The sequence below is a fragment of the Granulicella sibirica genome (assembly GCF_004115155.1).
Classification (GTDB): Bacteria; Acidobacteriota; Terriglobia; order Terriglobales; family Acidobacteriaceae; genus Edaphobacter; species Edaphobacter sibiricus.
In genome coordinates this window covers 418,429-439,674 of record NZ_RDSM01000001.1, presented here as the reverse complement: position 1 = coordinate 439,674, position 21,246 = coordinate 418,429, and the positions used below count along the sequence as shown (strand labels likewise).

General features: G+C 62.1%; 16 protein-coding genes. 11 read left to right on the top strand and 5 right to left on the bottom strand.

Annotation, left to right across the window (positions count from 1 at the left end):
- Positions 1-24 precede the first annotated feature (24 nt).
- The 4 genes from GRAN_RS01885 to GRAN_RS01875 all read left to right on the top strand — a co-directional run bounded on the left by GRAN_RS01885 (position 25) and on the right by GRAN_RS01875 (position 3,404).
- Positions 25-1,191 (top strand): M24 family metallopeptidase, encoded by a 1,167-nt coding sequence (locus GRAN_RS01885; RefSeq protein WP_128911321.1) that lies wholly within the window; start codon positions 25-27, stop codon positions 1,189-1,191.
- A gap of 26 nt (positions 1,192-1,217) precedes the next feature.
- Positions 1,218-1,631, top strand: coding sequence for a DUF6677 family protein (locus tag GRAN_RS01880; RefSeq protein ID WP_128911320.1), 414 nt, complete (start codon positions 1,218-1,220; stop codon positions 1,629-1,631).
- Positions 1,628-1,798 (top strand): hypothetical protein, encoded by a 171-nt coding sequence (locus GRAN_RS25345; RefSeq protein WP_161570794.1) that lies wholly within the window; start codon positions 1,628-1,630, stop codon positions 1,796-1,798. Before GRAN_RS01880 ends, GRAN_RS25345 begins: the two co-directional genes overlap by 4 nt.
- 136 nt (positions 1,799-1,934) lie before the next feature.
- Positions 1,935-3,404, top strand: coding sequence for a sensor domain-containing diguanylate cyclase (locus GRAN_RS01875; protein WP_241654467.1), 1,470 nt, complete (start codon positions 1,935-1,937; stop codon positions 3,402-3,404).
- A gap of 22 nt (positions 3,405-3,426) precedes the next feature.
- On the opposite strand, the gene GRAN_RS01870 is transcribed toward GRAN_RS01875, so the two are convergent.
- Positions 3,427-5,832 carry an Orn/Lys/Arg family decarboxylase gene (locus GRAN_RS01870; RefSeq protein ID WP_128911318.1) on the bottom strand — a complete coding sequence of 802 codons (2,406 nt, stop codon included), beginning with the start codon at positions 5,830-5,832 and terminating at the stop codon, positions 3,427-3,429.
- A gap of 232 nt (positions 5,833-6,064) precedes the next feature.
- On the opposite strand from GRAN_RS01870, the gene GRAN_RS01865 reads away from it, so the two are divergent.
- Entirely contained in the window at positions 6,065-6,934 is an 870-nt protein-coding gene (locus tag GRAN_RS01865) for a hypothetical protein (protein WP_192897966.1), read from the top strand.
- 10 nt (positions 6,935-6,944) lie between these two features.
- Here the strand turns inward: GRAN_RS01865 and GRAN_RS01860 are convergent, their stop codons facing one another.
- A complete protein-coding gene (locus GRAN_RS01860) occupies positions 6,945-7,826 on the bottom strand; it encodes a creatininase family protein (protein WP_241654283.1) in 882 nt (293 codons plus the stop codon).
- A 127-nt stretch (positions 7,827-7,953) separates the two neighbouring features.
- Between GRAN_RS01860 and GRAN_RS01855 the strand changes: the two genes are divergently transcribed.
- The 6 genes from GRAN_RS01855 (at position 7,954) to GRAN_RS01830 (ending at position 14,312) form a co-directional block, all read left to right on the top strand.
- Complete coding sequence (locus GRAN_RS01855) at positions 7,954-8,154, top strand: hypothetical protein (RefSeq protein ID WP_128911316.1); 201 nt, start codon at positions 7,954-7,956, stop codon at positions 8,152-8,154.
- Between the two features lie 121 nt (positions 8,155-8,275).
- Positions 8,276-8,479 carry a cold-shock protein gene (locus GRAN_RS01850; RefSeq protein ID WP_128911315.1) on the top strand — a complete coding sequence of 68 codons (204 nt, stop codon included), beginning with the start codon at positions 8,276-8,278 and terminating at the stop codon, positions 8,477-8,479.
- Between the two features lie 130 nt (positions 8,480-8,609).
- Positions 8,610-8,906, top strand: a complete 297-nt coding sequence (locus GRAN_RS01845) for a YXWGXW repeat-containing protein (protein WP_128911314.1) — start codon at positions 8,610-8,612, stop codon at positions 8,904-8,906.
- A 49-nt stretch (positions 8,907-8,955) separates the two neighbouring features.
- Complete coding sequence (locus GRAN_RS01840) at positions 8,956-9,555, top strand: KdsC family phosphatase (RefSeq protein ID WP_128911313.1); 600 nt, start codon at positions 8,956-8,958, stop codon at positions 9,553-9,555.
- 48 nt (positions 9,556-9,603) lie between these two features.
- A complete protein-coding gene (locus tag GRAN_RS01835; RefSeq protein ID WP_128911312.1) occupies positions 9,604-14,118 on the top strand; it encodes a DEAD/DEAH box helicase in 4,515 nt (1,504 codons plus the stop codon).
- 14 nt (positions 14,119-14,132) lie between these two features.
- Complete coding sequence (locus GRAN_RS01830; protein WP_128911311.1) at positions 14,133-14,312, top strand: DUF5522 domain-containing protein; 180 nt, start codon at positions 14,133-14,135, stop codon at positions 14,310-14,312.
- Here the strand turns inward: GRAN_RS01830 and GRAN_RS01825 are convergent.
- The 3 genes from GRAN_RS01825 to GRAN_RS01815 all read right to left on the bottom strand — a co-directional run bounded on the left by GRAN_RS01825 (position 14,309) and on the right by GRAN_RS01815 (position 21,220).
- Positions 14,309-15,298, bottom strand: coding sequence for a tetratricopeptide repeat protein (locus GRAN_RS01825; protein WP_161570792.1), 990 nt, complete (start codon positions 15,296-15,298; stop codon positions 14,309-14,311). The genes GRAN_RS01830 and GRAN_RS01825 overlap by 4 nt on opposite strands.
- A gap of 96 nt (positions 15,299-15,394) precedes the next feature.
- The gene (locus tag GRAN_RS01820; protein WP_128911309.1) at positions 15,395-17,554 is read right to left on the bottom strand and encodes a VWA domain-containing protein; all 2,160 of its coding nucleotides are present in this window, start codon (positions 17,552-17,554) and stop codon (positions 15,395-15,397) included.
- A gap of 33 nt (positions 17,555-17,587) precedes the next feature.
- Positions 17,588-21,220 (bottom strand): carboxypeptidase-like regulatory domain-containing protein, encoded by a 3,633-nt coding sequence (locus GRAN_RS01815; protein WP_241654282.1) that lies wholly within the window; start codon positions 21,218-21,220, stop codon positions 17,588-17,590.
- Positions 21,221-21,246: the final 26 nt, after the last annotated feature.

The following is a 21,246-nucleotide window of genomic DNA, read 5'->3' as shown; positions in this document are numbered from 1 at the left end:
ATGAAGCGGCGATAGAATCGCAGGATGAATCTCGATTCGATCCAGGCGGCGTTGCGCGAGCAGAAGCTCGATGGGTGGCTCTTTTACGATCATCATGGGCGAGACCCGCTCGCGTATACGATCCTGGGATTTGCCGCCGGGCATGTGACCCGCCGGTGGTTCTACCTGATTCCGGCGCATGGCGAGCCGAAGAAGCTCGTCCACCGCATCGAATCGGGCAGGCTGGATTCGTTGCCAGGGGCGAGGTCGGTTTACTCGTCCTGGCAGGAGCTGGAAAGTGGCCTCGCGACGCTGCTCGATGGCGTGACGAAGATCGCCATGCAGTACTCGCCGAGGAACGCGATCATGTACGTCTCGATGGTCGATGCGGGCACGGTCGAGGTGCTGCGTGAGATGGGCAAGGAGATCGTCAGCTCGGCGGACCTCGTCAGCCAGTTTGAGGCCGTGATGACGGACGAACAGATCGCCACCCACTACGTGGCGCAGGCGAAGATCGACGCGATCCTCGAAGAGGGCTGGCGCGAAATGGGCCGACGTGTGCGCGGGGCCGGCACGGACGAGTTCGCGATGGTCGAATGGCTGTCCCAGGCGATGCGACGCGATGGCATCGTCTGGGAGCATGGGCCGAACGTCAGCGTCGGGCCGAATTCCGCCGATTCCCACTACGAGCCGACTCCGGAAAGCTCAAGGCCCATTCGGCGCGGGGACTTCGTGCTGATCGATATCTGGGGCAAGGTCGATCGGCCGGATGCCTGCTTCTACGACATCACATGGACTGGTGTGGTCGATCGCGAGCCGACCGGTCGGGAGAAGAAGGTCTTCGACGTCGTTCGCGACGCCCGTGATGCTGCCATCGACCTGGTCAGGCGGCGCTTCGCTTCCGGGCTGCCGGTGGAGGGCTGGGAGGCGGACGATGCCGCTCGCGCGGTCATCCGCGATGCGGGCTTTGCCGAGTTCTTCACCCATCGGACGGGCCACAATATTGGGCCGGTTCTGCACGGCAGCGGAGCCCACCTCGACAACCTCGAGACGCACGATGTGCGCCGCATCTTGCCGAATACCTGCTTCTCCGTCGAGCCTGGCCTCTATTTCACCGGCGAGTTCGGCGTGCGCAACGAGGTCGACATGATCGCCCGCAAAGGCGTGGCCGAGGTGACGGGGCGGGTACAGCGCGAGCTTGTGCGGATATAGTCCGCGCTGCGATAAGATAAAGACCGATGACGACTCAGGTGCAGGTGCCGGCAAGAGTAAGCGGCCGGGCAGGGATATCTCCGACGGTGGTTCTACTTGCAGGCTGGTTGATTCCCGGTGCGGGCCACTTTTTGCTGAAGAAGCCGATTCGCGGCGCGCTCCTTCTGGTTTCAATCGTCAGCATGTTCGCCATCGGCATCGGCCTTGAGGGCAAGATCTACACGCCCAATACGGGAGACCTGCTGGATATTCTCGGGTTCGCCGGCGACCTCGGCTCAGGCCTTCTGTATGTCTGCGCCCGGATGTTCGACTGGGGACACGCCTCGGTGCAGATCGCTGTGGCGGACTACGGAACCAAGTTCCTCGTCGTGGCGGGCCTGCTGAACCTCATCGCGGCCGTCGACGCCCATTCGCTCGCAAATGGGAGGAAAGCTTCGTGACCCATTTCACCGCAGTGGTCTTGTTTGCCTTTTTTATGTCGATTGTCTTCGGTATCACGATGCGTTCGGAATCGAAGATGATGATTCGCTTTGGCGCATACTGCTTTGTCCTTCTTGTCGGCTCGACGATCGCGGCGAGCTGGGTTATGTGGCTTATCAAACATTAGGTCGGGTTGTTCCCGTTTGGATCCCACTTTCGTTGCCTTTTCGGATGACGCTTCTTCAGGGATGATTGTCGTTGCAGGTCGAGGGTCGGCTGAGTCACCTCAAGCGTCCCTCGCGGGAGCGCGAGACTTGGGAACGGTGAACGCTGAGGTGTCGCGAGAGGAACGACGGCTGCGGGCTCTGCATGAGCTCCACATCCTCGACACGCCGCACGAGACGGAGTACGACGAGATTGTGGAGTTAGCGGCTGCTATCTGTGGCACCCCCATCAGCCTGATCTCCCTCGTCGACCGCGATCGCCAATGGTTCAAGTCCGCTCTTGGCGTGACGGCCGAAGAGACTCCCCGCAGCATGTCCTTCTGCGCCCATGCGATCGAGACGGCCGACCTGTTCGTGGTGGAGAACGCGGCCGAAGACGCCCGCTTCAGGAACAATCCCCTGGTGACCGGCGAGATGTGCATCCGGTTTTATGCCGGGTTCCCCGTCTCCGCCATGGATGGCAATGCGCTCGGAACACTCTGCGTGATCGACCGCAAACCACGAACGTTAACCCGCGAACAAAGCAAGGCGCTCGAGGTGCTGTCGAAACAGGTCGAGGCCCGCATCGAGCTTCGCGCCAAGCGCGTCGCCCTTGAGCAGAGTCTCGAGCAGCAGAAGGCGCTCTCGGCCAATCTTCGCGCGAGCGAGTCGCTCTTCCGCACGTTTATGAATAACAGCCCCTTCGTCAGCTATATCAAGGATGCTGACGGGCGGATGCTGTACTACAACCGCATCTTTGCCGAAGTCTTCGGTATCACTGCTGACGACTGGCTCGGCAAGCTCGACCACGAAATCTGGCCGACTGAGAAGGCTGCGATCTACCGGGCGCATGATCTTGAAGTGCTTGCCGAGGGCGAGAAGCACGAATACGTGGAAGAAGCACCAGGAGCGGACGGGAAGATCAGTCACTACCGGTCCCTGAAGTTTCCTTATGCGGATGGCAACGGCAATATCTTCCTCGCCGGGCTGTCGGTCGATATCTCCGACGAGATGGCGAATGCATCGCAACTGGCCAAGTACCAGGCCGAACTCGAAGAGGCGAACCGCACACTTCTTCAGCTTTCTGTCACCGACAGCCTGACCGGCTTGCGGAATCGGCGCGCCTTTGACGAACGGCTGGCTATCGAGTTCACGCGATCCAGGCGGCATGGTCGTGATCTTTCTGTTGTCCTGCTCGATATCGACGACTTCAAGAAGGTGAACGATCAGCATGGTCACGCGGCAGGCGACGCAGTTTTACGCAAGCTCGCCGAAGTGTTGGGATCCACCGTTCGCACGACCGATATGGCCGCAAGGCATGGCGGCGAAGAGTTCGTCGTGCTTCTTCCCGATGCCTCCGTAACGAAGGCGGTGCAGTGGGCGGAGCGCTTTCGCGCCGCGCTGAGCGAAATTTCGTTTGATCACGGCAAGGTGACAGTCAGCATGGGGGTCGCCGGGCTGGCGGATGCGCGCACGGCGGGAGATTTCGTGGAACGGGCGGACGAAGCGCTGTATGCCGCGAAGCGCGGTGGCAAGGATGCCGTTGTGCCTTACGAGCCGAGGTTCCGGATGAAGGCCCACGCCAGCTAGGCCTGCACCCGGGAGGCTTCGTTTATTCGGTGGACCGGCGGACCGGCGTCACGCTGGTGCGCTTATTGACACGCGGCGCGGAGCTTGGCGGACCGCCGTTCTTCCCGTTGCGCCTCTTCTTTGGCCCAGGCGTCTCGATCACGGCGCGCATCCAGTAGTTGCCGTCGGAGTCGACCTCGATCCCGTGCACCTCGCGTTCGAACCCGGGGAAGCGCTTGCCGAACTCCTCCATTGCGAGAATCAACTTGATCACCGGGCTCTCCGAGCTGCCAAGGCGTTCTCCTGGCATGGACATCGGTATGCCCGGAGGGTAGGGAACGAGCATCACGGCGGCGATGCGGCCCGCGAGGTCGGCGAAGCGAAGCCGCTCGGTCTCGCCGCGCACGAGCTTCTGGTAGGTTTGCGCCGGGGTCAGGACAGGATCGAAGTCCTCGTCGCAGGCATCGTTCACCAGGCCGGCGAGGTTCAGTTCGACCATGGCCGCGTGCATCTCGTCTGAAAGCTCCTTGAGCGTCACATTGCGATAGCGCGCGGGATACTTAGAGACGAGCTCCGGAAGAGCCTCTTCGAGAGGTGCTTCGGAGTCGTAGAGGCGCTTGAACTCGAAGAGGTTCTCGAGCAGCGCGCCCCACTTGCCCTTCGAGGTTCCGACCGAGAAGAGAACAAGGACGGTGTAGTCGCCGGTGCGGGCGATCTCGACACGGCGGCCATCGAGAAATTCGGTCAGGATAGCGGCGGGAATGCCCCACTCGCTGATAACACCCTGCGCGTTCACCCCGGGCGTCAGAATCGTGACCTTCGCCGGGTCGAGCATGCAGTAGCCGTCGGCGATGTCTTCATCCTGGTACCCGTGCCAATCCTGGCCGGGCTTCAGCGTCCAGCAGCTTGACTGGTTGGTGAGTAGGCCGTCGGCCGCCTCTTCCAGCAGATAGGTTTCGCCGTCCATCGGATCGAAGACGAACTCAGGCTGGTAGAGGCGGAAGAACCAGCCCTGCTCCGCGGCGCGCAGACGATGCGCAATCGAGGACATCGCCTTGCGGAAGCTGATGGCGTCCTGGAGGGTCTCGCTCATCAGCGTCGGGCCGGCGGGCTCGTCCATCATGGCTGCCGCTACGTCGAGGCTTGCGATCAACGGATAGAACGGGCTCGTTGTGCCGTGCATCATGAAGGCTTCGTTGAACTGGTCGAAATCAAGCGGAGCGCGCGGGCTCAGCTTGATGTGGACCATGGACGCCATCGAGAACGCGGCCAGCATCTTGTGCGTCGACTGCACGGCGAAGATGGCGGGGCGGTCAGGCATGTCGTCCGGAACGCCCATGGCGAAGCGTCCCTTGTAGATGTTGTGGAACTTGGCGTACGCATACCACGCCTCGTCGAAGTGGATGCGCGGGACAGACTTGGCAAGCTCGGTCACGACGCGATCGACGTCATAGCAAAGCCCATCGTAGGTCGAGTTGGTCACGACGGCGCAGGTCGGAAGCTGGGAAGGCGCGCCGGCGGAAAACGGGCTCTTGGCGATAAGCGCTGCGACGTTCTCCGGGCTGAAGCGCTTGAGCGGTACGAGGCCGATCATGCCGAAGCCGTTGCGGGTGGGCTTGAAGTAGACCGGGCGCGCCCCCGTGACGGTCAGCGAGTGGCAGACCGACTTGTGGCAGTTGGCGTCGGCGAGGACGATGTCATCCTGCGCGATGACTCCGTGGCCGACGATCTGGTTCGACGTGCTCGATCCGCCGAGGACGTAGAAGGTCCAGTCGGCACCGAAGATACGGGCGGCGTTGCGCTCCGAGTCGCCCGGAGGTCCGATGTGGTCGAGCCAGGAGCCAAGCGGCGCGGTCGAGATGCCGAGATCGGAGCGCAGCAGGTTCTCGCCGAAGAAGCTGTGGAACTCCTGCCCGACGGGATGCTTCAGGTAAGCGACTCCGCCCATGTGGCCAGGGGCGTCCCAGGAATAGGCACCCTGGTCGGTGTACTTCTTCAGTTCGCGGAAGTAGGGCGGAAGAAGCTGTTCGTGGTAGCGCTCGACGGCGAAGTCCACGCGGTTGGCGATGAACGCTGGCGTGTCGCCGAAGAGGTGGATGTACTCGTGGACCTGCTTGACCACTTCAAGGGGGAGTTCCGAGACCAGGGTCCGGTCGGCGATGAGGAAGATCGGGATCTTCTTGTTGCGGCGGCGGACTGCGCGAAGAATCTGCAGCGCGGCGCGTTCGTCGAACTGCGATTCGCCTTCAAGATCCCAGTCGAGCAAGATGGCGGAGTAACTTGGGTCTGAGGTGACGAGCGATAAACCGTCTTCCGGCGTCGAGGTCCGGACGACCTCATATCCTTCATCGCTGATAGCGCTGACCAGGCGCTCCATTGCGCGATCTGACACGGAATCGGTGCGGCCAACTTCGCTCGCAATCAATAAAACCCAACGGCCTTCGTTCATTCCACCTCTCACTTCCAATCATCATCGTACAGGCCTTTATCGGGTGATGTTGCGCGTGTGTGAATCGTGTTGATTGGACCATTTCAATCCCCATTTTGCGGACATGCGCGGAGGATGAGTCTCCCGGGTGACCTGAGACGTCTAAACACTTATCCCGCCTGGAGTTCCTTTGCGCCTTCTTCTACCGGTTCTTGTCTTGACGTCCTCCGTCGCGTACGCGCAACAAGGCTCCATGCTGCCTGACGCTCCGTCGCAGGTGCTGATCGCTTCCAGCATTCGCCCCGAGATCGCGGAAGAGGCTTCCCCGGCCTCGTCTTCTTCCCGTACGGACTGGACAGACGCTGGCGTTCCCGAACTCAGCTTCTATCCCGACCGGCAGGACTCCGCTGAGGCGAAGGCCGCGAAAGCGAGCGACAAAAAGAAGAAGCAGGGCACGCCTTATCCCGTCGACCTGGATGCGAATGGGAATCCGATCCCGCTCGAGCAGCAGCAGCCGAAGCGCATTCTTGGATTCATGCCGAACTTTCGTTCTGTCTCGGCCGGAACAGTTCCTCCGAAGCCTTCGTGGGGAACGAACTTCAAGGTGGCCAGCCATCAGGCCTTCGACTACTCGTCCTTCCTGTTCCTCGGCATCACTTCGCTGTCGGCGGAAGGAATCAACTCCCACCCGGTGCTCGGTAAGGGCGTCGATGGTTTCTGGGCGTACACGTGGCGCGGTTTCCTCGATAAGACAGACGGAACCTACCTTTCGGCATTCGCGTTGCCGAGCCTTCTGCACGAGGACACACGCTACTACGGACTCGGTCACGGCACGATCTTCAGGCGGTCGCTGTACGTCATCAGCCGGCAGGCCGTCGCGAGAACCTACAGCGGGCGCGAGACGCCAAACATCGCCGGACTCGGCGGCAAAGTGCTGACGCAGGTGGTCTCGCGGACCTACTACCCGGCTGGCGCGACCGATTTCGGCACGCTGGCGACAAAGTTCGGCTATTCCGTGATGCGCGACGTGGCGTTCACCTCGATCCGTGAGTTTTACCCCACGATCGCCGCGCACTACATCCGGAAGCACCGCCAGAAGATGCTTCAGCAGGCGCAGCCGTAGCCGGATCGCTCTACTGAGCTGTGTCGAGCGGGTGCGCACTCTTCTCGTAGAACTCGTTCTGCAACCGAAGACTTGTGCTGTCGGCCTTGATAGCCTCGATCGCCGTCGTCACCGAATCCACCCACCACTTCATTTGGTACTCGCCCAGTTCACGAGTCGCCGCTGAACCATCGCCTGCGTAGTGATCCGGAAACCGCGCATACCACCAGATGCCCGTGTAGACCCCATCCGGAAGCGTCGATCGATGCTGGTCCGCACCGGACTCCGCGGTCGCTCGATCCATGTGCAGCAGGTCGGGACGAACGATCATCATCTTCGACGTCTCACTCTCACCCGCATGCTCATCGACGGTCGTCTTCTTCCTGGGACCGCCTGAAGCGGGCGTTCTTTGATTGAACAGATAGACGACGTAATCGTGCGGCTTATCCAACTGCGTCTGCGCGAAGTAAGGCAACAGACTGGCATTTCCGCCATGACCATTCACGATCAGGATCTTCTTGCACCCATTGCGCGCCATTTCATCGGTCGTTGCTTGCAGAAGAGCCAGTTGCAACTCACGCGGATAAGCCATTGTTCCAGGCTCGTGGCGAGCCTCCGCGATCTGCCCGAAGTAGTACTCCGGAAACACGACAGCATAGGAGTTCGCAGCCGCATGCAGTGCCGCATATCGGGCATTCACCAGGTCCGATCCGATCGGCATGTGAGGGCCATGCTTCTCAAGGATGCCGAACGGCAGAAGACAAGTCCCCTGCGATTGCTTGATTCCCCGCGAGAAGTCCGCGCCAGTCAGCTCCTCCCAACGCACCGGCAGCTTCGCCGAAGCGCCTTGCGCCACCGCGTTCTTGCCCGTGAAAGTCCCGCCAAGCACAAGCAAAACGCCAGCACAGGACATCGCACAATCCCGCCAAAGCCTCAGTTTCGGTCTCATTCCGCGGATTCTAGCATGCAGCAAAAGCTCCTCCGAACAACCAAAGCCCCCGCCCGGCGATCTACCTATCTGAACCCTCCGTTCAACCTTCATGCCGATTGTCCGCATCCTCGTCTCTCTGATCCACGCGATCCTTCAGATCATCGCGCAGGCCCTTCAGGCGGGCATTGCGCTGGCGCTCACAGGAGTCCTCGGGGTCATCGCCATCGTCGGGATCGGGGTTGCCGGGATCTCCGGGATTGGCACGCTGGGAGTCTTTCTCAGGCGCCGGAACAAGCGAGACGACGACTAAATCGCCTTCCGGACCGAATCCGCACAATCTTACGCCTCAGCCGAATCTTCCCGCACACTCGCCCGGATCCTGCTAGGCTTGAAGGTGCGGGCGCACATTTGGTCTAGCAGGGAGCAACATTATGGCAAGTGGAACAGTAAAGTGGTTTAACGATGCAAAGGGTTTTGGCTTCATTACACCGGATGATGGAGGCGAGGATCTCTTCGCTCACTACTCCGCGATCGTCTCCAGCGGGTTCAAGTCCCTCCAGGAAGGTCAGAAAGTGACCTTCGAAGTCACCAAGGGACCCAAGGGCAAGCAGGCTTCGAACATCCAGCCTTCCTAAGATTTCACGCAGCAAGAACGAGAAACGGCCGTGGCGCAAGCTGCGGCCGTTTCTGTTTTAGCCCCTGTTTCCACCGCAACCTTACCGGTGGAACCCGTGTCCTAGCTCTCAGCAGTAAGGAGAGAACGACATGAAAAAGTATCTTCTACTCGGAGCCTGCGGCTTCCTTCTCAGCGCCGGAATCGCTCAGGCCCAGGTCGCTATCCGCATCGGCCCGCCACCCCCTCCCCGCGAAGTCATCCCGCCGCCACCGCCCGAGCACCGCGACTGGGCATGGCATAACGGCTACCACCGCTGGGACGGAGCCCGCTACGTCTGGGTTCCCGGAGCCTACGAGCAGCCGCCCCGTCCGCGTGCCCGCTGGGTTCCCGGTCGCTGGCGCAACGGCCCTGGAGGGTATGTCTGGGTCGAAGGCCACTGGCGCTAAATTCACTCGAAGGGGCTCCCGCCTATGGGAGCCCAAGTATCATGGCGGTATGAACCTTGACCCCGCCGAACTCGCCGCGATCCGCGCCCGCAAGATCAAAGTCCTCGTTTTCGATGTAGATGGCGTCCTTACTGATGGTCAGCTGTTCTTCATTCCTGGAGAAGACGGCAAAGGCCTCGAGGTAAAAGGCTTTTCGGCTCACGACGGTTTAGGTATCTCCCTCGCCCGCCTCGGTGGCCTTCGCGTCGGCATCATCACCAAGCGCAACTCGCAGACCGTGGCCATCCGCGCCCGCGATCTCAAGCTTGAGTTTGTCTACCAGGGCCAGGCGCACAAGATGCATGCGATGAATGAGATCGCCTCTAAAGCTGGAGTATCACTCGAGCAAGTCGCTTACGTCGGAGACGACATTATCGATCTCCCCGTCCTGCGTGTCTGTGGCCTCGCCATCGCCACCGCGAACGCCCGTCCCCAGGTGAAAGACGTAGCCCATTACATCACCGCCAACCCAGGCGGCTTCGGCGCCGGACGCGACGCCATTGACTACATCCTGAGCGCTCAGGGAACACTTGACCGCGCTATCAAGGACTACCTCGACGAAGAAAACGCTGCTGCAGCCGCTTCGGACGTGGGCCAGGGAAACATGTAGCCGCTGAACAGCGGGCGAACAAACCGCGAATCCGCGCTACAATCTCTCATGCTGTCCGTCGAAGCAATACCGATTCCGACGACACTCGCCCCCTCACTGGCATGGGCCCACCCCGTAGTCCAGGAGTGGTTCGTCACAAAGTTCGGCACTCCCACCGAACCCCAGCAGCACGGCTGGCCAAGCATTCTCGGGGGCGACCCCACCCTCATCTCCGCCCCCACCGGCTCCGGCAAGACCCTCGCCGCCTTCCTCGTCTGCATCGACGACCTCCTCCGCAAAGCCATCTCCGGCAACCTCCCCGCCGAGACGCAGGTCGTCTACATCTCCCCCCTCAAAGCCCTCTCGAACGACGTCCAAAAGAACCTCGACGGCCCATTGGCGGAGATCCAGCAACTAGCCCTCGCCCGCGGCTATCTCTGCCCCGAGATCCGCACCGGCGTCCGCACCGGCGACACTCTCACAAGCGAACGCACGAAGATGCTGAAGCACCCGCCGCACATCCTCGTCACGACGCCCGAATCCCTCTACATCCTCCTCACCGCCGGCAAATCCCGCGAAAACCTTCGCCGCGTCCGCACCGTCATCGTCGACGAGATCCACGCGATCGCCGACGACAAGCGCGGCTCCCACCTCTCCCTCACCCTCGAACGCCTCGACGCTCTCGTCTGCGGTGAAAATCGCCTCTCCCCTGGAGCCTTCCTCACCGGCCTGCCTTCGCCGCCGACACGCATCGGCCTCTCTGCCACCCAGAACCCCATCGAACTCGTAGCCAGCTTTCTCACCGGCGTCCATCCTGGCCGCAAACCCGCCACGATCGTGCAGGTCGGCCAGCGCCGCACGCTCGACCTCGGCATCGAGATTCCTTCGGACGAACTAGGCTCTATCGCCAGCACCGCCATGTGGGTCGAGATCTTCGACAAGCTCGCGGCTTTCACCGAGCACCATCGCAGCACGCTGGTCTTCGTCAACACCCGCCGCCTCGTCGAAAAGATCGCCTTCGAACTCTCGGATCGCCTCGGCATCGAGAACGTCTCCGCCCACCACGGCTCGCTCTCCCGCGCCCTCCGCCTCGACGCCGAGCAGAAGCTCAAGAACGGCGAAATCAAGATCCTCATCGCCACCGGCTCTCTCGAGCTCGGCATCGACATCGGCGACATCGACCTCGTCTGCCAGATCGCCAGCACACGCGCCGTCGGCAAGGCCATGCAGCGCATCGGGCGTGCCGGCCACTGGCGCGGAGCCATCCCCAAGGGCCGCTTCTTCGCCACCACGCGCGACGACCTCATGGAGCAGGCCGCCCTCATCCGCAAGATGCGCGCCGGCGAACTCGACCTCCTCGAAATTCCCCACGAGGCCACCGACGTCCTCATGCAGCAGATCGTCGCCATGTGCGGCTCGGAATCGTGGGAAGAAGAGACCCTCTACAACATCGTCCGCCGCGCCTACCCTTACCGCGAACTCACCCGCGAGCGCTTCGACGCCATCATCCAGCTCCTCGCCAATGGCATTGAGTCCAGCCGCGGCCGCTACGGAGCCTATCTCCTCCACGACTCGATCCACCACGAACTCCACCCCCGCCGCGGCGCACGCATGATCGCGATCTCGAACGGCGGAGCCATCCCCGACACCAACGCCTTCTCCGTCGTCCTCCAGCCCGAGGGCACCGTCATCGCCACCCTCGACGAGCATTTCGCCGTTGACTCGTCCCCCGGCGACGTCGTCCTTCTCGGCAACACAAGCTGGCGCATCCAGAAGATCGAAGCCATAGGCCGCGTCCTCGTCGAAGACGCCCACGGAGCCCCGCCGACGATCCCATTCTGGGAAGGCGAAGCCCCCCAGCGCACCGGCGTCCTGTCGGACGGAGTAGGTGATCTCCGCACCGAGATCTCCAACCGCACCCCGAACGTCTCCCCCACCGACCTCGGCCTCGTCGCCAGCCACGCCACCAACATCCCGGCGCAACACCCCGAAGTCCAGGACTGTATGCAGTGGCTGATGGAGGAGTGCTGCATCCCGCAATCCGCAGCTCTCCAACTCGTCACCTACATCGTCTCCGGCCGGGCCGTCCTCGGAGCCGTCCCAAGCAAAACCACCATCATCGCCGAGCGATTCTTCGACGATGGCGGAGGCATGCAGCTCATCCTCCACGCCCCCTTCGGCGGCCGCATCAACAAGGCGTGGGGACTGGCCCTCCGCAAGCGCTTCTGCCGTGGCTTCAACTTCGAGCTCCAGGCCGCCGCCACCGACAACGGCATCAACATCGCCCTCGCCGAGCAGCACTCCTTCCCGCTCTCCGACGTCTTCCAGTTCCTCACCGAGCACACGGCTCAAGAACTCCTCGAACAGGCCGCGATCGTCTCGCCCATCTTCAAAAACCGCTGGCGCTGGGCGGCATCCCGCTCCCTTCAGCTCGTCCGCTACTCGAAGGGCAAGCGCGTCGCACCGCAGATCCAGCGCACCCGCTCCGACGATCTTCTCGCCAACGTCTTCCCCCAGGCCGCAGCGTGCTTCGAGACCCTCGAAGGCGACATCCAGATCCCGCAGCACCCCCTCGTCGACGAGGTCATGAAAGACGTCCTCACCGAGGCCATGGACATCGAGGGTCTCAAGCAGATCCTTCGCGACATCGCCTCCGGCGCTATCCGCTGCCTCGCCGTCGACACGCCCGTCCCGAGCCAGTTCGCCCACGAACTCCTCAACGCGATGCCGTACGCCTTCCTCGACGACGCCGACGCCAACGAGCGCCGCGCCCGCGCCGTCAACCTCCGCCGCAGCCTGCCCTCGTCCGTCGCCGACGACGCTGGCCGCCTCGATCAGGACGCTATCGACACCGTCCGCCGCGAGCTTGTGCCGGACATCCGCGATGAGCACGAGCTTCACGACCTGCTGCAATCGCTCGTAGCCCTGCCGCTTTCCTTTCTCGATGGCGAAGAGCAGGGAAGTGCGATGCGTCACTGGCCCCACTTCTACCAGCAGCTAAGCCAGACCGGCCGAGCCCAGACCGTCGACGTCAACGGCGTCCCCTGCTGGTCCACCACCGAGCGCCTCCCTCAGATCGCCGCCCTCAACTCCGCCGACCCGGCCACCAGGCCCGAGGCCATCCAAAAAGTAGTCCAAGGCTGGCTCCAGCTCACCGGCCCCACCACCTCCACAAGCCTCGCCAGCCTCCTCCACCTCGACCCAGCCGACATCTACCAGGTCTTCCTCCAGATGGAGATGCAGGGTCTCCTTCTCCGAGGCGTGATCGAGCACCCGGCCACCGACATCCCCCACGAGATCGAGTGGTGCGAACGCCGCATCCTCCAGCGCATCCACCGCCTCACCCTCAACACCCTCCGCAAGCAGGTCGAAGCCGTCCCCCCGGCCACCTTCATGCGCTGGCTCTTAGGTTGGCAGCACATCGCCCCCCAAACCCAGCTCACCGGCGAAGAAGGCGTCCTCGAAGCTCTCTCGCAACTCGAAGGCTTCGAAGCCCCCGCCGTCGAGTGGGAGCGCACCCTCCTCCCGGCCCGCGTCGCTAACTACGACCCCCGCTGGCTCGACGCCCTCTGCCTCTCCGGCGCCGTAGGCTGGGGACGCATCTCCCCCCACCCCGCCTGGTCCGCCGGAGAAGGCGCCGCCCCCCGCCGCGTCATCCCCACCAACGCCGCCCCCATCACCTTCTATATCCGCGAGTCCGCCGACTGGCTCCCCCACGCCCTCGCCGCCCAGTGCGTCGAGCAGGCCAACCTCGACCGCTCCCTCTCGCCCGAAGCCCTCCAGATCCGCACCCTCCTCATTCAGCGCGGAGCCTGCTTCACCAACGACCTTCAGCGCATCACCACCCTGACGAAGCAGCAAACCCAGCACGCCCTCTGGGAACTCGCCACGGCCGGCCTCGCCGCCGCTGACGGCTTCGACCAACTCCGCTGCATGATGGACCCCCGCCGCAAGTCGCAGACCGGCGAAACCCCCACCAAACGACCCACCCGCAGCTCCGCCGGACGCTGGTCGCTCCTCTGCGAAGAAGCCCACGTCCCGGAAGCCGCGCCAGTCCCCGGAAACTCCCCCGAAGCCCGCGAACGCGCCATCGCCGAGGCCCGCCGCACCGACGCCGCCCTCGAATCCGCCGCCCGCATGCTCCTCGCGCGCTACGGCGTCCTCTTCCGCGACCTCCTCACCCGCGAGTCGAACGCCCCCAAATGGCGCGACCTCTTGGGAATCCTCCGCCGCCTCGAAGCCCGTGGCGAGGTCCGGGGAGGCCGCTTCGTCACCGGCTTCAACGGCGAACAGTTCGCCCTCCCGCCGGCGGTTGAGAGCCTCCGCGCCTCCCGCGCCCGCGAATCCTCCGACGACATCAAGGTAGCCGCCGCCGACCCCATGAACCTCGCCGGCATCGTGGTCCCTGGCGACCGCGTCCCCTCAATCCCCGGCAAACAGGTCGTCTACCGCAACGGCATCGTCATCGACCCCGCACCAAACCCCGGCGTCCCCATTCCAACAGCAAAGCCTCGCCAGTCGCACGAGCCCGCCAGCGCGTCGCTCCTCACGCCCCCGCCGCAGCCAACCCTGACCCTGTTCTAAGATCGAGTCAGCAGATGCCAGCTCCCACCCAGCCCGCTCCCGGCGAGACTCCATCGCTCGATCAACCCGACGAGCTGGCCCCCGAAGACTTCTACTTCGAGGACTCATACATGGTCTTCACCGCCGCGTACCACCTCAAGCGCGGCTACTGCTGCAACTCCGACTGCCGCAACTGCCCCTACAAAGACGCCTAATTCGTAGCCGCCGGCAACGGAACCAACGGCCCCGCAAGCCCGGCCACGGAGTTCTTCTTGAGCGCCTTGGCATTCTGCATCAGCATCAACACCTGCGGGTCCTTCGCATACTTCGACAGGACCGAATCCCGCGGCATGGTCTCCAGCAGATCCATTCCGCTCTCCGAAGCGGAGGCCAGCGAGTGCATCATCTCGTCGATCTTCCCGCGCGACGCATACATCCGGGCCATCTCGAAGCAGAAACGTGCATGGTCATCCGCCGAGAGAATCCTCGCCGCGATCCCCGCCGTCTCTCCGCGATGCAGACCCAACTCGGGATCGAGATCGTAAGCCTTTGTAAACTCCCCACGCGCCTCTTCGAACGACTTATGCTCCACAAACGTGGTCGCCAGATTGACGTGAAACACCGCCGACTTCGGGTTCAGCTTGATCGCCTTCCGGTAGTCGCTCACCGAAGCACTGAACTGCCCATCGATGTACTCCGTTGCCCCCAGGTTATTCCACGCTTCGGCATTCTTCTTATCCCGCTTCACCACCATCTTGAAGTAAACTCTCGCCCGTGCCGGCTGCCGCAACTCAAGCTCGGTAACTCCGAGTTTCACCATCAGCCTCTCTTCGTTGCCGCCCCGCCGCAGCGCGTCGGCGTAGTAGTCGAGCGCGTCCTGGGTGAAGCGCCGAGCCCGCAGGACATCCCCCGCCACCTCTAACTGATCCCCGGTCGCCGTCGCCGGATCGGGCAGATGCGCCGCGATGCTCAGCCATGCTTCCTCCCGGTGCATCGCCTGCCTCGCATCGAAGCTGGTCATACCAGCCGTAGCGACACGATCGTCCTTCGGCTGACCCGCCGCCACAGATCCCACGGCAATGAGAAACAAGGAAAGGGGAGCAACGATCCAGAGCCAGAATCCGCACCGCGTGACGCCAGCTCTACCCAGGCAGAACAGCAAAAACTGCAGAAATTTCGAGGAAACAGTCTGGAACGCCACAGGGCACCTCCCCAAAGCAGGCAACATACTCCGCCCGCCCTCGAGATGATGTCAAGGGACTTTTGTGTTATTTTGTGACGCTGTTCCTGATCTGATTTATAGGGCCGGAGCCGTCGTGACGGCTGTCGGCGCAACAGGCGCTGTAGCCGCCGGAACCTGTATTTTCAGGGCCATTCTGGGAAAGCTGAAGCTTCCTCCAGCATCATCGATCACGTTGACCTGACAAACATAAGTCCCCGGTTTCAACTGTGTCAGCGGCACGTCAAACTGAAACTCTACGGCTCCTCGCTCCGGAATGTTGATCGTATCTGCCTCGACCAGCGGCGTCTCATACACCTTGACGCCGCCGCTCAGAAACTCGATCGAAGTCAGCACCCGTACCGGCCCGCCAACCCTCCGCCCCAGCCCCGGAGAAGCCGCAGGCTCCTGCGTGCCCTTCTGCTTTGAGGGGTCATAGACCTCATATAGAAAATATAAGTGCTGATCCTGACGGAACACGTGCGGGATATTTGGGATCCACTCCACCCCATCCCGCACGAGAGGGTTCACCACACGCTTCGCCGTATTCGGCGTCCGCTGGCTCGACATCACGATCGAGCTCAACTTCATCGTCGCCTTCCGCATATCCGGAACCTGCAGATCCGTCTCGAAGCTGCCCATCCGCCCCGTCTGGTTCTCGCGTACGACAAACTTCAGGTGGTACTTACCCGGAGCCAGCGTGAACCCGGTTGAATATTGAATATTCTTTCGCTTCACCTCCTGTCCCTGGTCGACCGCGAGCTTCACCGTGTCGCGAATGTTCCCGACGTTGATCCCCTGGGCATTCTTCACCTGCCCGATGACGTCGAGCGTTGCCTTATCCCGATCCCCATTCTTCACAAAGGGAATCTGCGACCCCGGCACGATCAACGAGACCGGCACAAAGAACTTACCCTCATCCAGCCGGAAGTAAAGCGCCTGCAGATAGACTGCGACCTCGGTCGCCGGAAGGTCGCTGTTGAGTTGCTCCGTCAACTGCAACTCACGATCCTGCGTCTTCGCGTGCTGAAAGTCCGCCTGCGCGTAGTACCCCGGCCGATAGTCCAGCTTCACATCGTTGCGGTTCAGCTTGATCGAGAGATGCCGGAAGCTCCCATCCTTTGCCAGGTTCGTCGATCGGAACCCAAGGATGTAGTAAGCCTCCGTATCATGCTGCACCTGCTGAAACGCCGGCCCAAAATCATTCGAGTCGAAGAACGCTTTGCCGCCCGTATCACTCGACAACGTAGCAAGAGTCTCCTGCGAAGCGAAGTTCGAGTTCAACTGGTTCTGCATCGCCTGCCCGCTGTAAGCCGCAGTCCCGCGCAGGCTTCCCGTCGACGCATTCCCCACAGGAGGCAGCGCCTCCAGCCCGCGTGTATCGACCGCATAGATCGCCATGTTGGCCTTCACGGCAGCGTTCGTCGCCATCCGCAGACTGGCCTGGTTCTCGATCCCGTTACGCGTCAGGCCGCCGGAGAAATACATCATGCTCTTCCTCTGGTCCACGCGCTCGAGCGACTTTGCGATCGTCTGAATCGCGTATAACTCGCGGTCCGTGTTCAGGCTGTTGTACTCGCTGTCATCCGCCGTAAAGCTCGACCCATCATCGGCAGTCCCGTCCGTCGTGCCATCCCCACCGTTTGCGAAGCCCGTCCCTTCCGTACCGTTGTATTTACCCAAACCTTTGAGCAGCGCATCTTTGTTCGAAGTAAAATCCTGATCCATCGTCAGCCCAGTGGAGAAACTTACCAGAGCGACAAGATCCGCAGGCTCCATCTTCTTGTTCACATAGTCTTTCGCCGAGTCGATCGCCCGATCGATATCCTCCGGCTGCATGCTGCTCAGGTCGAAGAACATCACGATCAGCCGATGGTCTCGCAATGCATCCGGCGACGCCGCGAAGTTATGGTTGAGTAACTCCGCGATCGAAGCCTTCCCGCTCACGGTCGTCTTCTCCGCCAGCACCGCGGCTTCATCGACCTTCTGATAATCAAACGAGGCGATCTTCTGCGGCTTGCCATTCTCGAGCACGGTGAAGTCGCTCTCCTTCAGCCCTGTAACGACCTTGCCCGTCTTCTTGTCGCGTACCACAACGTTGGTCAGCACAATGTTCGACTGCACCTTCATCGTGAACGTGCCGGCGGCATCCTGTGGCTGTGCCTGCTGCTGTGCGAAGCCGCCGCTCGGCCCGCCAACCATCAACCCGATCATCAACGCTGAAAGTAACCGCCGCATTTCGACTCCACCAATCCTGCTCTCGCTGCTGTTCTAAAACCGATACCGCGCCGTCACCTGCAGAGCTCTACGCGCAGCCGCTCCAGTCACCTGCCCAAACGTAGCCGAGTTCAGCACCGTATTTATCCCCGAGTATTGCACCGTGTTGAACACATTACTTGCGGTAAGCCGCGTCTCCAGCGACCGTGTATCGCCAAAGCTGAACGTCCTGCTCAGGGCCGAGTTGATACTCACCGTTCCCGGCCCTTCAATCGAGTTTCGGGAAGCCGTGCCAAACCCATTCGCCGGAGCCACAAACGCCGCCGGATTGAACCAGCTCTTCAGCGATCCCGCGCCCGTGATCGGCACCCCGAAGACGCGATCCGGACGCAGCGAATTATTGCTTCCGGTAGCTGTCTCGGCGACGGTGTTGGTATAGCTCGGAGTGAAGTAACTCCCCGTGGCAAAGGTGTAAGTCCCACTGAGGTTGAATCCATCCAATGCCTTCGACCAGAACCCACCTTTCGAGAGGTAGGCTCGGTTCGGACCAAACGGAAGCTCAAGCACCCAGTTACCCGTCACCCGATGCCGCACATCGAACGCCGAGTTACTCTCCTCTGCATTCAGATTCAGATCATTTTGCGCGACGACTGAAGCCGTTCCACCAATCGAGGACGAGTTATCGATCGAGTGCCCATACTGGTACGTGGCCTGGATCGAGATGCCCTTTCTCTGCCTCTGGCGCACATTGACGAAAAGCGCGTTCTGTCGCGAGTACGCAACGGAGTCCTCATAGTTGAACGCCTGAGCGGAAGTCGTCAGCAAGCCGGTAGCTGTTCTGTTCGGAGCCCTCACGATATCGAGGTCTCCGCCCTTCGACCCGTTGTAATCAATGTTCGCCACAATCCCCAGCGGCAGCGTTCGCTGCACGCCAAGGTTATAGATCTGCACATGCCCGAGCCGATAATCCTTATTTACGCTGTAGTTATTCTGCGTCGCGGCGGTCGAGCAGCCGAACCCGTTCTCCAGCGTCAGATTCGTCGCCGTGCATCCCTGCTGTCCGACGATGTTCGTCTCGGTAATCGCGAACGGTGGCTGAAACGCAAGCAACTGCGCAAACCGGCCGAACTGACCCGTGTTGTAGTTGATCCCGTAGCCACCACGGACAACCGTCTGGTTCAGAATCTTGAACTTCGCCGGTGGCCGGTACGCGAATCCAAACCGCGGAGAGTACATCGTTCGATCCGGGTTCACCAGCGACCGTGGAAACTTGCCGCTGAACGGGCCCGTCGCATCTGGAAGTACAGCCGCGATCTGGGTAAAGTCCGCATTGTGATCGAGATTGCTCAGCCGGTTGAACTTCTCGACGTATGGTCCGAAGTACTCATACCGCAGCCCGAAGTTCAGCGTCAGCGACGCCTTCACCCGATAGTCATCCTGCGCGTACCAGTCGTAGACGTTCTCCCGCAGATACGTCTTGTTCAACCCAGCCTGCACCGACGACTGCTGCGGCCTGCCAAGCAGGAAGTCGGCGAATCCCGAGCCCGTCACCGTCCCTGCGGTCGTCGTCACCGTCGAGGGAGCCTGCGTGGCGTAGCCGGTGAAGGTGAACGTACCCTGGACATTCGTCCCCCCGATGGAGTCCGCATGCAGTCTGCGAATATCTCCACCAAACCGGAAGTTGTGCTTCTTATACCGATAACTTACAAAGTCTGAAAAGCTGATTGTCTGGCTAATCGAATCGCTTGGCGTCGTCGTTCCAAGGCCGGTGAAGTTCGTAAAGCTCAACGTCGGAACGCTGGCGAAAAAAGTATTAGCCTGGATTGCCGCCGTCCCCACCGCGACCCCCGCAGCTGCCGCAGGATCGGTCGGAAGGTTCGTGAAGTAATTGCGCGTCGTCGCATGCGAGCGGTTCCACGTGAGTGTCGCGTTATTCGTGAATCGCCCATAGCCAATCGTGTATCCCGCCGCCGTCTGGTAGCCGGTCGAGAGCGTGCCTCCGCCAAGCGGCAGAAAGATATTCCTCTGATCGCTCGCCGCGTGCGAGTAACCCCCATTGAAGTTGATGTTCTGCCGCAGCGCCGGCGGAGCATTCTGGTTCTGCCGGCCACCCCCACGTCCACCACCGCCGCCTCCACGTCCACCCCGCGTCGGCGTAGCCCCAAAGTTCCGCACGTACCGCATCGACGCGTTCGTCGTATTTGCTCCCGCGGTCGTCACGGTCTGGTAGTTATATCCTTGTGTGCCAAAGATAGGCACATTCGGCAGTGGATAATAGGCCAGCAATGCCCGTGCCTGGGCCGAGATATCCGCGCTCGGAATGATGTTGCCCGGAAACATCGGGTTCCCGGCAACCAGCGGGTTATAGAGCGTCACCGGCACGTTCATCCCGCTCACCACCTGCGTCGACTTCGAGAAGTCCGCATCCGTAAACTGGTACCCGCCATTGGCATTCAGGATCGGGTTCCCACCCGCATCCGTCACAATGCCGCGCTCGGCCGCTGTCGGAACCGTTCCATTCAAGACCTGAGGCGTTGTATTCTTCGTTCCCGTCACGTTCACGAACACAAACTGCTTCGGGTTGGGCTTCGTCAGCCCCGGAAGGTAAGGCGACCCCGTAAGGCTCGCCCCATAGGAGTTCTTGCTGTAAGCCGGATTCTCGACCGGCACACCCGTCACCGAAAACGGCGCCGCATCGAGCGCGCTCTGATCGCCGTTGTAGTAGAAGCTCCCATGGATCTGCGTCGCGTTAAAGTTGCGGAAGCCACCGCCGCCGAACCCTCCACCACCGCGTCCGCCGAAGCCGCCCCCGCCTCCAGGACCACCGCCGCCAGGTCCGCCGCCACCCGGGCCGCCTCCGCCCGGACCGCCAAAGCCGCCACCGGCCATCATCCCGCTCAGCATGCCCACAATGGCATTCGTTGGATCGCCCCCACCCTGCGCCCGTGCCTGCGCCATCGCATCCTGCACCCTCTGCCGGATGTCATCCTCGCTGAAGCCCGCGAGCCCGTTCGTCTGCCCAGCCTGCCCGCTCACCGCGACGGACTCCGTGGCATCCCCGCCGATCCCCGAAAGCGTCGGCATCGAAGCCCCCGCGTTCGCGGTCCCCGCACTCGCATCCGCGGACAGCCCATCGCCCTCGGTCACGCTCAGTGCCTGCAACCCACGTCCCGCCCCGCTTCCGCCATTCCGCCGCGTACCCGAGCCAGTCCCGGCAGCAGCAGCCTCCTGCGTCGCCGAAGCCGCCGCGACCCGCGAAGCCAGTTGCAGCCCGAACTCCACCGTCTGCGCCGCCGCCCCGCCATTCTCCCCGGCGGCGTTGATGACCACTTCCTTCGTATCACTCGCAAACGCCGCCAGCTCTGCCTTAACGACATAACGTCCATTTTTCGGAATCGCCATCATGAACGCGCCCGTGATGTCGGTCGTCGTCGCATACTTCTTGCCGGTCAGCGTGTTGGTTGCCGTAATTCCAACACCCGGCAGAGGTACCGAACCCGCCTTGACGACACCCTTGACGGTCCCCCCACTGGCTGGCACCGGAGTGGCCGGAAGCGCCGCCTGTGCGTCCGCCGGAGCGCCTGCGGTCGGAGCAGCTGGAGCCGCCTGCGCCCGCCCCGCCGCCGCGCAACTGGCCAGAACCGCCGTCACCACCGAAATTCTCGCCGCCCGCCTCACTCGTCGCACACGTCTCCTGTCGAACCCGTCCATTC

Coding starts and splice junctions, on each gene's coding strand:
- GRAN_RS01885 (WP_128911321.1), top strand. CDS start 25: ATGAATCTCGATTCGATCCAGGCGGCGTTGCGCGAGCAGAAGCTCGAT.
- GRAN_RS01880 (WP_128911320.1), top strand. CDS start 1,218: ATGACGACTCAGGTGCAGGTGCCGGCAAGAGTAAGCGGCCGGGCAGGG.
- GRAN_RS01870 (WP_128911318.1), bottom strand. CDS start 5,832: ATGAACGAAGGCCGTTGGGTTTTATTGATTGCGAGCGAAGTTGGCCGC.
- GRAN_RS01865 (WP_192897966.1), top strand. CDS start 6,065: ATGCTGCCTGACGCTCCGTCGCAGGTGCTGATCGCTTCCAGCATTCGC.
- GRAN_RS01860 (WP_241654283.1), bottom strand. CDS start 7,826: ATGTCCTGTGCTGGCGTTTTGCTTGTGCTTGGCGGGACTTTCACGGGC.
- GRAN_RS01855 (WP_128911316.1), top strand. CDS start 7,954: ATGCCGATTGTCCGCATCCTCGTCTCTCTGATCCACGCGATCCTTCAG.
- GRAN_RS01850 (WP_128911315.1), top strand. CDS start 8,276: ATGGCAAGTGGAACAGTAAAGTGGTTTAACGATGCAAAGGGTTTTGGC.
- GRAN_RS01845 (WP_128911314.1), top strand. CDS start 8,610: ATGAAAAAGTATCTTCTACTCGGAGCCTGCGGCTTCCTTCTCAGCGCC.
- GRAN_RS01840 (WP_128911313.1), top strand. CDS start 8,956: ATGAACCTTGACCCCGCCGAACTCGCCGCGATCCGCGCCCGCAAGATC.
- GRAN_RS01835 (WP_128911312.1), top strand. CDS start 9,604: ATGCTGTCCGTCGAAGCAATACCGATTCCGACGACACTCGCCCCCTCA.
- GRAN_RS01830 (WP_128911311.1), top strand. CDS start 14,133: ATGCCAGCTCCCACCCAGCCCGCTCCCGGCGAGACTCCATCGCTCGAT.
- GRAN_RS01820 (WP_128911309.1), bottom strand. CDS start 17,554: ATGCGGCGGTTACTTTCAGCGTTGATGATCGGGTTGATGGTTGGCGGG.